Raw genomic sequence first — 13,368 nt, forward strand, 5'->3', positions numbered from 1 at the left:
GACGAATGACAAAGAACAAATGACAAATGACAAAGGACAACTAACCATCCGAGAACGTTCTTTCTGTTGGGGAGAACGTACCTACCTCATGGGCGTTTTAAATGTGACGCCGGATAGTTTTAGTGATGGGGGGGAGTTTAATACCCCAGCAGCAGCTTTGGCACAAGCTCAACGGCTGGTCGAGGCGGGTGTGGATATTCTGGACATCGGCGGACAATCAACCCGACCGGGGGCTGAGGAGGTTTCGGAAACCGCAGAACTTCAGCGTGTACTCCCTGTGGTCAAGGCGGTACGTTCGTCACTGTCCGTCCCTATCTCCGTGGATACCACGAGAGCCTCTGTCGCCAAAGCAGCGGTGGCGGTGGGGGCGGATATTGTCAATGATATTTCCGGTGGCACGTTTGACCCGGATATGTTTCCTGTGGTTGCCCAATTGGGTGTGCCAATCATTTTGATGCATATCCGGGGAACTCCCCAAACCATGCAAAAGCTGACCGATTATCATGACCTCATCGGCGAAATCTACGAGTTTCTAGAGGGTCAAATTCAGGTGGCTGTCAATGCGGGAATTGTGCGATCGCGCCTGATCATTGATCCGGGGATTGGGTTCGCCAAAACCGCTGAACAAAATATACAACTGCTGCAACAACTTGCTGCTTTTCGTTCCCTCGGTGTGCCTATTTTAGTCGGCGTGTCTCGCAAACGTTTTATCGGTCACATTCTTAACCAACCTGACCCCAAGCAACGAGTCTGGGGAACGGCGGCGGCTTGCTGTGCAGCTATTGCGGCAGGATCTGATATTCTCCGGGTTCACGATGTTGCTCAAATGCACGATGTCTGTCGGGTTGCTGATGCCATCTGGCGGTAGTATGAGTCAACTTAAGCTACAGCCCTCACCCCCAGCCCCTCTCCCAAGCTTGGGCGAGGAGATCAATAAGGAAAGGGTAAATCTATTCCACAATTTTAGCTGTCCCACGCCAGTAGAGTAGGTGTTTCGTCTGATTGTGAATTTTTGTAAAGAAATTTAGCGAAACCTTGCAAAAATCGCCCTAAAAACTCATAATTCTAATCTGATGGCGATATATAGATCAGCGTCATCCCAGCAACGATCAACCTGGAGTACAGATAGCCTGATCAATCAATTGTTGTCAAGTCATCAAAAGCCGTATTTGAGTTAATGAAAAAGTACCATCAAACGGTAAAATAAAAATTGTTATTGACCTCTCTACTGGAGTTTGGATGATCAATTGAAGCTAGGTGGAACAAATTCGTTAAGTCATAATGATAGAAGACGATATAACGTTCGTCTATCTAGAAAAACCTGAATAAAAAGCCTTTGAATTATGAGGCAAATCAGACCCTTCAATTGCCAGACAAGTCAATTCCCATCGAGTAGCCATAAGAGCCAAAAAGTCTTAGCTCTTATGAGTCTAAGCTAAGCGGTTGGCATCGTTCAGCCCAAAGCCAAAACGCTAACAAAACTGATTGAAGTAGCATTTTGCCTGTACAATCAGAAATGGCAGACGTTGGCATCGTTTGTTTTCATCTATACTTTGGCAAATTTGTTAAGTTTTCTCTAAGAGACAGGAGTATCGCTAAATGTTCAGTTTTTTAAAATCTAAAAACAAATCGTCAGAAGCTCCGAAAAGCAAAAAAAGTAAAGACTACTTTTTGGAGCTAGACGATACGGGGGCAGCCAAAGCGGAACCGGAAGCCAAGAAACCGGAACCCGCTAAAGAAACCAAAGCTCCAGAAGCAGAAGCGAAAAAGCCAGCAGCGAAGAAGCCAGCAGCTAAAGCGGCTAAAGCACCAAAAGCCAAACCGCAAAAAGCTGCACCCCAGGCGACGCCAGCAGCGGCTAGCAATGGCAAAGCCGAGCCTCAACCAGGACTCACCTTTGCACCAAACAACTTACTGCCACTCAAAACCAATAGTAGTCGGCGGCGTCCAGGTCCGAGTATGAATAATTTCCTAGAGATGGCACGTCAGGTGCAGCCTCCTCGCTCATAAGGTGTTGATGTAGAGACGCGCCATGGCGCGTCTCTACAATTGTTCCCTGTTCCCTGTTCCCTGTTCCCTGTTCCCTGTTCCCTGTTCCCTGTTCCCTCCCCTCACCATAAAACTTATTCAGCAGCCCCTAATTATTTTTCAGAAAAACCAGTCCACTGTATAGTTCAAAAGCAGAATCCCAGAGGCTTTCTTGACGGCGAAACAAGTCAATGTGAGCGGGTAAACGAGTCAGCATTTCTTTGTAATCGAGAGCCGTTTCAGCAAAATTGGTGAAATCTGACCAAACAGGGGTTTGAGGACGTTGGCGGTTGAGAAAATCCCGCAGTTTATTCCAGTTGATTCGATTAGTTGTATGGCTTAGGGAAGATGGGGATTTTCCCTGAGTTGGGTGGTTCTGTGGCTGGGGGGATAGTTCAATTCCCTGTTGAAATTGATAATCGCGATCGCATAAACGCAGGATAGTTTTTCTCGTCGGTAAATGCAAGTCGCAAAACTGGGCGTAGTCTTGGGTTTGAGTCTTACGCTGTAATTTACCACGAGCGTCAACATCCACCACTTGTTCAAAAATAGGTAAGCGTCCTTCCACCAGTTGACTCACTTGGGACCACTGGAAGGGGAGGGAACCCAGTTGACCTTGATCATTTTCGCAGACAACGGTGGCTTCCTGAGAACTGACTTGGGAAAAATAATGAACCCTAAACACATTTAGGGATTGAATCTCCGCCAAAATTGCCCAAAAACAGGGAACTGAACCCTGCTTGAGGGATGACGCATAAAATTTTAATTCGCCAATGGGTCCAACTCGATACAACCGCCAACCGCGTGTCGGGAGTTGTAGGCGGGCGGTATAGGGATCGATTTGCATAATCTTCGCCAAGGTTTGGGCGGCGATGGGTTTGGCTTCAGGTTCAATGGGTTCGAGGACTAAAATACCGAATTGAGTATTTTCGGGGTCAGCCGTGGCTTGGGCTAACGCTTGGCGGCGTTTTTCCTGTTCCATGGCTTCTAAACGCTCCAATCCCTGACGCGCTTGGGTCATGACTTTAGGATGCGTTGTATTTTTAAGTAACTTGCGGTAAGCGGTTTCTGCGGCGTCTGGCTTACCTGTGGCTTCGTGTAAACGTCCGATATAGAGTTGCACCCACGGGTTATTAGGGTCTTCCTTGGCTAACTGTTTAAGTAACCGAGCCGCTGTGCGGTAATCTTTTTGTTTAAAGGCATTAGTAACTTGGTCAAGCATGATTTTGTCATTTGTCATTTGTCATTTGTCATTCGTCATTTGTCATTCGTCATTTGTCATTTGTCATTCGTCATTTGTCATTTGTCATTTGTCATTTGTCATTCGTCATTTGTAAAAGATTGTCACTTTTATGTCTCTAAACTAGCAGCAATTAAAGAAAGAGCCATGAGGGGGGCGGTAACAGCGCGTAAAATTCGGTGTCCTAGGGAAACGGGTTGAAATCCAGCCGCGATCGCTTGTTCGATTTCTTGGGGTGTCCAGCCGCCTTCGGGTCCTGTTGCAATGGTGATGATAGGGCGTTTTGACCCTTCGCTGCGTTCATCTGGAACCGGGTTTTGAATGTAGGGGCGGGTTTTACTATTATCGCTGGTTGTCACCCTGATGTTGCTAAACCCACCCTCATCTCCCTTATTTTGCCCATCTCCCTGATCAATAACCTCTAGCTTAGGTAAGCAATTTAACAGATGAGGAACGTTACCCCGTGCGACACAAATATAGCAGTGAGTGATGGAGTCGATAACTTGTTTAATAGCTGAGGTAAAGTCCAAGGGATCAACAATTGTGGGTACAATCTGACGTTCCGATTGTTCGGCGGCTTCTTGGGCGATACGTCGCCAGCGTTCCAGTTTGCGGGGACTGGGGTTGAGAATCGTGCGATCGCTCTTAATTGGTATGATATCGGTTACACCGAGTTCGGTTGCAGCGGAGATAATATCCTCAAATCCACTCCCCTTGGGCATCGCGGCGATTAGGGTAATTACATAAGGTAATTCGGTTTGGATGGGGATCGATTCAATAATTGTCGCCTGGGTTAGGTTCGCCATTAACTCACTCAACCACCAGTTTCCCTGTCCATCCATGGCAATAAAGCGATCGCCTTCAGTCAGTCGCAAGACTCGCACCAGGTAATGCTGTTGGCTTTCGGTGAGGAGAATCTGTTGGTTTTGTCGTTGCGTGGGTGAGATAACTAACCGTTGCAGGTTCATAGTTGATTGTTGATGGATGAATTTTTTACAGAATTAGCGATGGTGCAGGTTCCCTCGCGATTTATCCGAGGGATGAAGCCGAGCGAGTCGTAAAGACAGCGGGATTCATCCCGCAATGATTCCCTTAAGTGATATGATAGAACCCTAAACAGGGAGGTGATATTATTGTACGGTTGCCAGCAAGTATTATTAAACCCAAACAAAGAGCTAGCCGCCGTTCTAGAGTTTATTTGCACTGAAGCGAATAACTTAATGAACTGCGGCATTTATTATGCTCGTCAAATCTGGTTTAAGCGTCGGCGAATTATCGGCAAATACGACTTAGAAAAGGAGTACAAAAACAACAAACACTTCCAAGCTCTCTACTCTCAAGCAGCCCAACAAGCGCTAAGAACAGTTAGCGAATCTTTTAAGTCATTCGGTGGGTTGATGAAGGCGTTCAGAAAAGGAAAAATGGCTGATCACCCTAGACTGCCTAAGTATTTAAAGAAAGGTGGTCTTTCTGCTGTCAGTTATCCTAAGCAGGCTTTGAAGATTAAAGATGGTCGAATCAGAATACCGCTAGGAAAGCTGGTCAAGACATGGTTCAAGATAGCGGATTTCTTCATTCATAAGCCCTCTAACCTTAACTTTAAAGACGTTAAAGAACTGATAATCCTTCCCCGCAACGGTTACTTCTATGCTGAGTTTGTCTACCTTCTGCCTTCTGTAACAGCAGATGTAGATCCCTCACGAGTGCTAGGAATCGACCCCGGACTCGACAACTGGATGACCTGTGTCTCTAACGTGGAGACCAGCTTTATTGTTGATGGACGCAAACTAAAGAGTCTTAATCAGCTCTACAACAAACGGGTGGCAACCATTAAGTTGGGGAAAGCTCAGGGATTTTGGAACGAAGAATTAGCCTCTCTCGCAGAAAGGCGCAATAGGCAAGTAAGAGATGCGGTTAATAAAGCCGCTCGTGTCGTTATCAACCATTGCCTCCAACATCGAATTGGAACAGTCGTTTTCGGTTGGAATCGACGCAATAAAGACGGGATTGAGTTAGGGAAAAAGACGAACCAAGAGTTTGTCCAAATTCCTACCGCTCGTCTCAAAAACAGGATTGAGCAACTGTGTGAGCAATACGGAATTCAGTTCGTAGAAACTGAAGAAAGCTACACCTCTAAAGCTAGTTTTCTCGATAACGATCCTCTACCTGTATTCGGCTCCAAGCCGGAAGGGTGGATACCGAGCGGGAAGCGAGTAAAGCGCGGAATGTACCGCACCAAAAATGGAGAATTCGTCAACGCCGATGCTAACGGTGCTGCCAATATCCTCCGCAAAGTAGAGATACAGCTAGGTCTTGACCTAGCCAAGGTCCGTAGGGCGTTTTTGACTGCGCCATCCAGGGTTTTTCTCTGGAACTCTAAGAAGATGAAACTTTCATGACGCGGCTTCAGCCCGTCCCGTAGTATCCTCTTAGAATCCCCCGCGTTTTAACCGGGGGAGAAGTCAATGGGTTGTGCAGTTTGGGCGTATAAGGGTTGGATTGGTGAGTTTTATCCGCCGAAGAGTCCAGCAGGGGAATTGCTGCATCTGTATAGTCAACGGTTGAGAACCGTTGAAGGCAATACCACATTTTACGCCATTCCCAGTTCAGAAACGATCGCGCAGTGGAAATCCCAGATGTCACCGGGTTTTCAGTTTTGCCCTAAATTGCCGCGATCGCTAACTCATAATAGATTATTGAAACCCTCAATTGCAGAGGCGTTAGCGTTTTTGGAGAGGATGCGAGGGTTAGGAGAACATTTAGGTCCGGTGTTTGTCCAACTTCCCCCCAGCTATGAACCCGCATTCCTAGAGGATTTAGCCGCCTTTCTCAAAGCATGGCAGAAAACGGAGGTTGCGATCGCACTAGAAGTGCGTCATCCTGATTGGTTTGAATCCCCCCACGCTAGTCATCTGAATGAACTGTTAACCCAATTAGAAGTCGGACGAGTATTATTGGATAGCCGACCGGCTTACAGTCACTCAAATCTTTATAAAACGCCCTTAGACGTTCGCAAGCCAAGACTCCCTGTGCAACCCGTCGTAACCGCAGAATTTAGTTTCGTTAGGTTTATTAGTCATCCTGATCAACAGGTGAATCAGCCATTTTTCCAAGAGTGGGTAAAATGGGTGGATCAGGAGTTAAAGTTAGGGCAACAGATTTATTTTTTCGTTCACTGTCCCATTGAAGACTACTCTCCAGCTAATGCGCGACAGTTTCAGCAATTATTAGAAGAAAATGGTGTACTTATTCCTCCGTTACCGTGGAATCAGATTGATCACTCACCCATACAATTAAGTTTGTTTTGATAGGAATGGATATATAAATAGGGGCTGCTGAATAAGTGGTGTGGTGAGGGGGAGCGGGGGAAGCCGGGGAAGCTGGGGAAGCTGGGGGAGCAAGGGTAAATTTTTCCTGAGCAAGGTGATGCCATTCTTATGAGGAATGCTACCCGATTTCATTAAATCAAACCCTCTGTCAATAAAGCTCAAAGTATTGATGGGCTTTGCGGTTTTGGCTTTGTGCAGCAAGCCCTAAATAAGGCAAAAGTACCCGATGAAACCATATCACCTTGAATCCTGGTGTAGGGGCGACCCGCTTGCACAAATCAACAACTGTATCTACTCAATGTGATCGGGTCGCCCTTGACTAAGGTTGATATTACAGTACTTTTCATGTTTATGGAATACACAATTGTATTCACTTGCTTTGCGGCTCAAGCCTTGTCTGTAGTCCACTAACTTGAAAACCGCTTTAAAATCCTTTACTGATTTGGGTTTCCTTGCGTCAACCCAACCGACAACCTATTTTAGTTTCGCTGTTATAAGACAGGTTAAAACATAACTTAGTATGAGATACTCCCTGGCGATCAAGCTTCAATGACAACTCGTAAATTGCCGCGTTTCCGCACAACTCGACAGGCAGTTGCTCCACTAGAGCGCTCAAATTCTAAATCTAATGCGGTTTGCCCAATTTTTAGGTTTTGCAGTGACAAATACTGCACGGATTCCGGTAGAGTAGGATGAACAATTCGCAGACAATTCCTGGGCGTATCGGGTACTAAATTAACCATCACCTGTAGGAGTTGGAAAATCGTCCCTGTTGCCCAGGCTTGCGGCGAACACGCCACAGGATATCGCACGGGTGTGCTATCGGGGGTGCGTTCATAGCCACAAAAGAGTTCCGGTGGACGATAATAGGGTTGTTGCACCGTCATGTCGATAATACCCTGAGCCACCTCCAACGCCTGATCCACTAATCCGAGCGATCGCAATCCGGCAATAATCATCCCATTATCGTGATGCCATACTGATCCGAGGTGATAACCCATGGGATTATAGGCGGGAGATAAGCTACTTAAGGTGCGAATTCCCCAGCCACTAAACATATCCGGCGCTTGCAATCGTTCGGCGACATTGTGCGCTTTGTCCTTTGATAAAATATCTAGTCCTAGACAATGCCCCGGATTAGAGGTGATACTATCTACAGGCTTGCCCTTACCATCCAACGCCAAGGCACAATAACCGCGATCGGGGAGCCAAAAGTCGCGATTAAAGCGGGTTTTCAGGGCTTGGGCTTCCTCATGCCAACGTTCTGCCAAATCTAACTGCTTTTTGCTACGCGCAAGCTGACTTAAGCGCATTTTCGCCGCATAAACATACCCTTGCACTTCCGCCAGCGTAATCGCCCCTTCCGCTAACTTCCCTTTGGCATCAACGATACAGTCTCCTGAGTCTTTCCATCCCTGATTCCGAAGTCCCCCCTTCGACTTGCATTCATAGCTAATATATCCTGTCTGCTGACAACGGCGATCAATCCAATCCATCGCCGCTAACGCATTATCCCATAACCGATCCAACAGTTCCTGATCATAAGTCCAGGCATAATAATCAGCATAGAGCATCAACCACAGCGGCGTGGCATCGACCGTACCATAATAAGGCGTGTGGGGGAGTTCGCCACAACGAGCCATTTCACCCAGACGCAACTCATGGAGAATCTTACCGGGTTCTTCTTCCCGCCACTCGTCCTCAACTTTACCCTGATACTCCGCCAGGGTAATCAGCGTTTGACGCGCAATCCCCGGATCGAGGATCAGCGTTTGGGTTGCAGCAATCAGGGAATCCCGTCCAAATAACGTGGAAAACCAGGGAATCCCAGCACAGAGAATCTTACCCTTGCCAAAGGTTTGACCTAAAAGATAGATATCCTGTTCAGCGCGTTCAATAATCTGGTTTAAGACTCGATTATCCGTGCGAATCCGAGTCACACCCTCTCGCCAATCCCGCTCCTCCGTCGCCTCAGCCGCGATCGCTTGTTTTAGAGTTGTCGGCGCTTTTACCACAGAAGCCGGACGATTGTCAATAAAGGGTTGTACCCGATACCCCAATTGCTGGGTTTCATGAGAACCCAATTTCAACCGCCAAATTGCCGTATATCCCTTAAACTCATCAGGCTGACGGTGATAAAACTGAATTCGAGACTCCATCAACACCTGATCCAATCCCTGATAGGCTAAGGTAAGTTCGCCCGTTTCCTCAACCAAGGATTGTACATCGCAGTCCAAAGCATTATCCTCTTGAGGGATAACCTGTCGCATTAAAGTCCCTATCTGCTGACGGAGATAACCGCGAATTTGGAATAGATCGGCAAAATCGGCATCAAAACTTAAACTGAGTTCAAACTCAACAGGTTGGGTACTATAGTTGGTAATCTTCAGGTCTTCAAACAGTCCACCCTGTAGTACAATATTGCGTTGAATGCCAATCGTTTCCGCCGGAATACGTCCCTCAACATAAGGATTAGCACAGAGAACCGAAAGGGCAAAACCCCGTCCTGCTGTACTGCTGAGTAAAATGGGTGAGAGTCCCTCAATTTGTAAATCTAGGTGACTGAGAAACCGACTATCTTGACAAAATAACCCCAAGCTTTTGTCCGATTCGTCATCAAGACATCCGGCAATATTGCCTAGGGGATCAGTAATCAAGAATAGGTCGTCATCTTTCATCGTAAGTGTCGATTGGAGTCGTTTTGTCGTCCTGCATTGCAACTCTGGAATCGGCACTTGTTCAGCCGGTGCAAAGGTTCTACCGTTGAGTTCAACGATATTTAGATCCGTTCCAGTTTTTTCATTGAGGGTATTTGTATCAGACATTGTTCATAGTTCCTCCTAAAGATGCTTGCGCCCGCCCCGACGAACTTACTTCTGCCTTCTGTTTTACAGCACTTTTCATGTTTATGGAATAAAAAATTGTATCCACTTGCTTTGCGGCTAAAGCCTTGTCTGTAGTCCCCTGAGTGGATTGTAATGTAAAATAAGTCAATTGTAGGGGCGGGTTTAGGAACTTAATTAATGGGGACACCGATACCTGAACAACGAAACCCGCCCGGATTCAATGAACAAAAAAATGTAATGGGGTAAGCTTGATTTTAGATAGCCCAAAGCTTGCTTTTCACCCTATCGGAGTTGTTTTACTCACTGCTGCTACTGTAGTCTATCAACTTGAAAACCGCTGTAAATTTGGATCTTCCACAGTAACTCCGGCTTTTGCCTTCAAGAATCAAAGGGAATACCGACAATGTGAATAAGGGCGGGTTTTGTTTTTAAGTTATCGGTGATCAGCTAGTTTTAGTCCCTAAACCCGCCCCTACAATTGACTAATCTAAATATGACGATCTCCACAGTTAATTTTATTGTCCCTACCTACTTAATCCGGTCTTTCTCAAGCAGACTAATAAGTAGTCGGGCAAAATTAAAGTTGACAGTTGAGATTGGGAAGGAACGGGAATCAACAGCAATTCTAGTCCTGAAGTGTTTCTATGGTCACGGTTAATCCTTGCTCCTGAAGCAAATTAAGAATTTCTTGGGCATTCTCGCGACTACTAAATAATCCCACTTGCATCATTAATTTTCCATTGTAAGAAGTACGAAACGCCCCAGGAATTAGCGATCGCACTAAGGTTTGCTGATCATCAGTTGCGGCGGCGACTAATACCCGATAACGCCCTTCCGGTGCGGTTTCTAGGGGCGGTTCCTGGGGGGTGGCGGATGGGTTGTTGCTACTGAGTACAGGAATAGAATCCCGTCTGGGAAACTCTTGTGCATTAACCGTGATATCTCCCATCTCGGCTTCAGGTGTCGAGGTGGCTGGTGTGGATGTATCAGGTATCGCCGTCTCGGTTGGCGAGGGGACGGAAATATCGATGATCCGGGGAACGGTTGCGGCTGGTGTCGCTGGGTTAGTTGGGTTCTGTTGAGACTGGAGACTGGCGGGAACCGGAAAAGACGCGGCGGAAATGGGCGAGGTTGAAGAGGATGTGTCTGTCTGATCTCCGGCGGCGGGTTGAGTCTCAGTTGATTCTGGGGGATTCGCCACCGATAGGGAGATGTTTCTCCAGTCAGAGGGAAATGTGGTGGGAAGGGTTTCTAACTGGGAGATAGTTGTCTCCGGTTCAATGATGGGGGAAACACTTTCAGGAGTTGGCGAAGGATTCGCAGTAGTGGCAACGGGTTCAGATACCGATTCGGTTTCGGGAATACTCGTAGTCGTGGGGGATTCAACCGAGGGTGAAGGACTGTTGCGATCTGCGCTTCGCAGCGGCGCTTCGCCATCGCCACTTAATTCCAAAGTAGCGTTTTCCCGATCAATAAACACATTCTCCCGCACATCTGCTTGTAATATCCCCGCCACCAGAATACCGTCGCCACCATTGTTATAAAAGTAATTGCTGCGAATGGTTGGCGCACTATTGCCTTTCACCACAATTCCGGCGCTGGTATTTTCCGTAAATGTATTATCCACGACTATCGGGGAACTGGATTCAATCCATAACCCATAGCCTTGAGGATTGGGATTAGTAATCGTCACACCCGTTACCGTGGCGGGGTTTGCTGCCAGAATGGTAATATTCTGCTCAGATACGGTGGGACTTTCAAACATGCCCCCCCCTTGAATGATAATATTCTCCCCTCTGGTGCGGGGATTTCCTTGCAACGTGACGCCATCGGGCAAAATTAAAGGGAAGGTTTCACCCGTTTGGGAACTATAGACTCCCGGCGTTAATCGAATCACCGTATTCGGTTGCGCGACTTGTAAGGCTTTGGCAATAGTTTTGAACGGGGAATCCATATTACCATTACCATTAATATCATCCCCAGTTATGGGGTTAACCAACAACACTTGGGTGTCTTGCTGATTTTGGACAACAAGGTGCTGAGGATTCGGTGTTAACTGTGCTACAGCTTCCAGAGGAGTCAGGGTGATGCAGCTAAGAGAAACCACAGCGATCGCGCCTATCCTACACCGGATGAGACGTCGGTGGTGGAACCATTGAATTGGGTAGGGCTTAACCATCTGCTGGGGTGTGAATCTCAACAAACATGCTTTGAGTTTACTGTACTCAGTTGCACTAGAATAGCTAATTAACAATGGTTCTACAATATTTAAATAATTCCCGATAGTTTATGAGTTACTCAAAACTCGGTCAACGATTAACAGCCACTACCCTGTTAGGATAAAAAATCATGTGGAGCAGTTGGCGATGAGTGGGTACAACGGTTGGATAGATCAAGAACCAGCAGTTTGCCGAATTTTAGATGCGAATTTAGACCGAGCCAGAGAAGGCTTACGGATTATCGAAGAGTGGTGTCGCTTTGGTCTAAATAGCGTCCAGATGGCGAGTGAATGCAAACAGATGCGCCAAGAACTCGCCCGTTGGCATAGTCGAGAGATTCGCGCCGAACGGGATACGCCTGGTGATTTGGGGACGGAACTCTCTCATCCCCAGGAAGAACAACGCGCCAATATCCAACAGGTTTTGCAAGCGAACCTGTGTCGGGTTCAGGAAGCCTTACGGGTACTAGAAGAATATGGTAAGCTTCATAGTCCCAGTATGGGAGCCGCTTGTAAGCAAATGCGCTATCGGGTCTATACCCTAGAAAGTCAGTTGCTAATCTACCACCGTTATCAACGGCTGAAGCGATCGCAGCTTTATTTAGTTACCTCTCCCTCAGACCAACTCTTACCCACGGTAGAAGCGGCGCTACAAGGGGGACTGACATTAGTTCAATATCGGGAAAAGGGTGCTGACGATTTAGTCAGACTCGCTCAAGCCCAGAAACTACGCCAGATGTGCCACCACTATGGGGCATTATTGATTATGAACGATCGCGTGGATTTGGCTCTGGCAATTGATGCCGATGGTGTTCATTTAGGACAGCAGGATTTGCCAATCGCTGTCGCCCGAACACTCCTGGGACCCCATCGAATTATTGGTCGGTCTACCACAAATCCTGAGGAAATGCAACAGGCAATTACAGAAGGCGCGGATTATATTGGCGTTGGACCCGTTTATGAAACTCCCACCAAAGTCGGCAAAACAGCGGCGGGGTTAGACTATGTGCAGTATGCAGCGCAACAAGCCTCAGTTCCCTGGTTTGCGATCGGTGGCATTGATCCGAATAATATTCATGAGGTCTTAGGGGCGGGAGCGAAACGAGTCGCGATCGTGCGTGCAATTATGCAGGCTGAACAACCGACATTGGTGACTCAGTATTTTCTCTCTCAACTCACCAAAGAACAAAACCTGCGTCGTATTGAAGCTGGTACTCCTCAATCATGACCAACAATAGTAATCAAATTACTCTACAAGTGAATGGTGAATCCCGTACCTGTGCGGCTGACACCAAATTGCCTCAGCTTTTAGAACAGCTTGACCTCAATCCGCGTTTAGTGGCGATTGAGTACAATGGCGAGATTCTTCACCGCCAGTTTTGGTCAGATACTCAGATGAAGGATGGGGATCAGTTAGAGGTGGTAACGATTGTCGGTGGTGGGTAGGAGAGATGGGGGAGCAGGGGAAGCAGGGGGAGCAGGGGAAGCAGGGGGAGCAGGGGGAGCAGGGGAAGCAGGGGGAGCAGGGGAAGCAGGGGAAGTTAACTCAAAACTCTACCTTACCTATTGCCTATTGCCTATTGCCTATTGCCTATTCCCTGTTCCCTGTTCCCCGTTCCCTGTTCCCTGTTCCCTGTTCCCTGACGAATGACGAATGACCAATCGGTAATCTCCACTGGGATGTTTCAGCTCATGAAGGAGAGCGAT

At 47.3% G+C, this 13,368-nt stretch carries 12 protein-coding genes; 8 read left to right on the forward strand and 4 right to left on the reverse strand.

Annotated features, from left to right (window positions below):
• Positions 1–19: 19 nt before the first annotated feature.
• From folP to RIC07_RS00290, 3 genes are all read left to right on the forward strand, one after another.
• Positions 20–868 (forward strand): dihydropteroate synthase, encoded by an 849-nt coding sequence (folP, locus tag RIC07_RS00280; protein ID WP_446392764.1) that lies wholly within the window; start codon positions 20–22, stop codon positions 866–868.
• A 731-nt stretch (positions 869–1,599) separates the two neighbouring features.
• A complete protein-coding gene (locus tag RIC07_RS00285) occupies positions 1,600–2,010 on the forward strand; it encodes a hypothetical protein (RefSeq protein ID WP_446392765.1) in 411 nt (136 codons plus the stop codon).
• Between the two features lie 22 nt (positions 2,011–2,032).
• A complete protein-coding gene (locus tag RIC07_RS00290; protein ID WP_446392766.1) occupies positions 2,033–2,173 on the forward strand; it encodes a hypothetical protein in 141 nt (46 codons plus the stop codon).
• On the opposite strand, the gene RIC07_RS00295 is transcribed toward RIC07_RS00290, so the two are convergent.
• Both RIC07_RS00295 and RIC07_RS00300 read right to left on the reverse strand, forming a co-directional pair.
• Positions 2,138–3,250 (reverse strand): tetratricopeptide repeat protein, encoded by a 1,113-nt coding sequence (locus RIC07_RS00295; RefSeq protein ID WP_446392784.1) that lies wholly within the window; start codon positions 3,248–3,250, stop codon positions 2,138–2,140. The two genes, RIC07_RS00290 and RIC07_RS00295, sit on opposite strands and share 36 nt — an antisense overlap.
• A 128-nt stretch (positions 3,251–3,378) precedes the next feature.
• Positions 3,379–4,236, reverse strand: coding sequence for an RsmE family RNA methyltransferase (locus RIC07_RS00300; protein WP_446392767.1), 858 nt, complete (start codon positions 4,234–4,236; stop codon positions 3,379–3,381).
• A gap of 165 nt (positions 4,237–4,401) precedes the next feature.
• On the opposite strand from RIC07_RS00300, the gene RIC07_RS00305 reads away from it, so the two are divergent.
• Both RIC07_RS00305 and RIC07_RS00310 read left to right on the forward strand, forming a co-directional pair.
• Positions 4,402–5,667 carry an RNA-guided endonuclease InsQ/TnpB family protein gene (locus RIC07_RS00305; RefSeq protein ID WP_446392768.1) on the forward strand — a complete coding sequence of 422 codons (1,266 nt, stop codon included), beginning with the start codon at positions 4,402–4,404 and terminating at the stop codon, positions 5,665–5,667.
• A 66-nt stretch (positions 5,668–5,733) separates the two neighbouring features.
• Positions 5,734–6,576: a DUF72 domain-containing protein gene (locus RIC07_RS00310; RefSeq protein ID WP_446392769.1), complete on the forward strand. Its 843-nt coding sequence runs from the start codon at positions 5,734–5,736 to the stop codon at positions 6,574–6,576.
• Positions 6,577–7,136: 560 nt separating this feature from the next.
• On the opposite strand, the gene RIC07_RS00315 is transcribed toward RIC07_RS00310, so the two are convergent.
• Together RIC07_RS00315 and RIC07_RS00320 are read right to left on the reverse strand one after the other, a co-directional pair.
• Positions 7,137–9,422 carry an amylo-alpha-1,6-glucosidase gene (locus RIC07_RS00315; RefSeq protein WP_446392770.1) on the reverse strand — a complete coding sequence of 762 codons (2,286 nt, stop codon included), beginning with the start codon at positions 9,420–9,422 and terminating at the stop codon, positions 7,137–7,139.
• A gap of 646 nt (positions 9,423–10,068) precedes the next feature.
• Positions 10,069–11,622, reverse strand: a complete 1,554-nt coding sequence (locus tag RIC07_RS00320; RefSeq protein WP_446392771.1) for a DUF1565 domain-containing protein — start codon at positions 11,620–11,622, stop codon at positions 10,069–10,071.
• 187 nt (positions 11,623–11,809) lie between these two features.
• Between RIC07_RS00320 and RIC07_RS00325 the strand changes: the two genes are divergently transcribed.
• Genes RIC07_RS00325 through RIC07_RS00335 form a run of 3 tightly spaced genes read left to right on the forward strand, consistent with a single transcriptional unit; the run spans position 11,810 to position 13,312 of the window.
• Positions 11,810–12,889: a thiamine phosphate synthase gene (locus RIC07_RS00325; RefSeq protein ID WP_446392772.1), complete on the forward strand. Its 1,080-nt coding sequence runs from the start codon at positions 11,810–11,812 to the stop codon at positions 12,887–12,889.
• On the forward strand, positions 12,886–13,107 hold the full coding sequence (gene thiS, locus RIC07_RS00330) for a sulfur carrier protein ThiS (protein ID WP_446392773.1): 222 nt from the start codon (positions 12,886–12,888) through the stop codon (positions 13,105–13,107). The genes RIC07_RS00325 and thiS overlap by 4 nt, the downstream gene beginning before the upstream one ends.
• Positions 13,097–13,312: a hypothetical protein gene (locus RIC07_RS00335; RefSeq protein ID WP_446392785.1), complete on the forward strand. Its 216-nt coding sequence runs from the start codon at positions 13,097–13,099 to the stop codon at positions 13,310–13,312. Before thiS ends, RIC07_RS00335 begins: the two co-directional genes overlap by 11 nt.
• Positions 13,313–13,368: the final 56 nt, after the last annotated feature.

Origin of the sequence: Coleofasciculus sp. E1-EBD-02 (assembly GCF_040218245.1) — a bacterium.
Classification (GTDB): domain Bacteria; phylum Cyanobacteriota; class Cyanobacteriia; order Cyanobacteriales; family Coleofasciculaceae; genus Coleofasciculus.

What these genes read in the sequence shown, in the direction of transcription:
- RIC07_RS00310 (WP_446392769.1), top strand. Translation starts at nt 5,734, where the DNA reads ATGGGTTGTGCAGTTTGGGCGTATAAGGGTTGGATTGGTGAGTTTTAT.
- RIC07_RS00295 (WP_446392784.1), bottom strand. Translation starts at nt 3,250, where the DNA reads ATGCTTGACCAAGTTACTAATGCCTTTAAACAAAAAGATTACCGCACA.
- RIC07_RS00290 (WP_446392766.1), top strand. Translation starts at nt 2,033, where the DNA reads ATGGCGCGTCTCTACAATTGTTCCCTGTTCCCTGTTCCCTGTTCCCTG.
- thiS (WP_446392773.1), top strand. Translation starts at nt 12,886, where the DNA reads ATGACCAACAATAGTAATCAAATTACTCTACAAGTGAATGGTGAATCC.
- RIC07_RS00325 (WP_446392772.1), top strand. Translation starts at nt 11,810, where the DNA reads ATGAGTGGGTACAACGGTTGGATAGATCAAGAACCAGCAGTTTGCCGA.
- RIC07_RS00300 (WP_446392767.1), bottom strand. Translation starts at nt 4,236, where the DNA reads ATGAACCTGCAACGGTTAGTTATCTCACCCACGCAACGACAAAACCAA.
- folP (WP_446392764.1), top strand. Translation starts at nt 20, where the DNA reads ATGACAAATGACAAAGGACAACTAACCATCCGAGAACGTTCTTTCTGT.
- RIC07_RS00315 (WP_446392770.1), bottom strand. Translation starts at nt 9,422, where the DNA reads ATGTCTGATACAAATACCCTCAATGAAAAAACTGGAACGGATCTAAAT.
- RIC07_RS00320 (WP_446392771.1), bottom strand. Translation starts at nt 11,622, where the DNA reads ATGGTTAAGCCCTACCCAATTCAATGGTTCCACCACCGACGTCTCATC.
- RIC07_RS00285 (WP_446392765.1), top strand. Translation starts at nt 1,600, where the DNA reads ATGTTCAGTTTTTTAAAATCTAAAAACAAATCGTCAGAAGCTCCGAAA.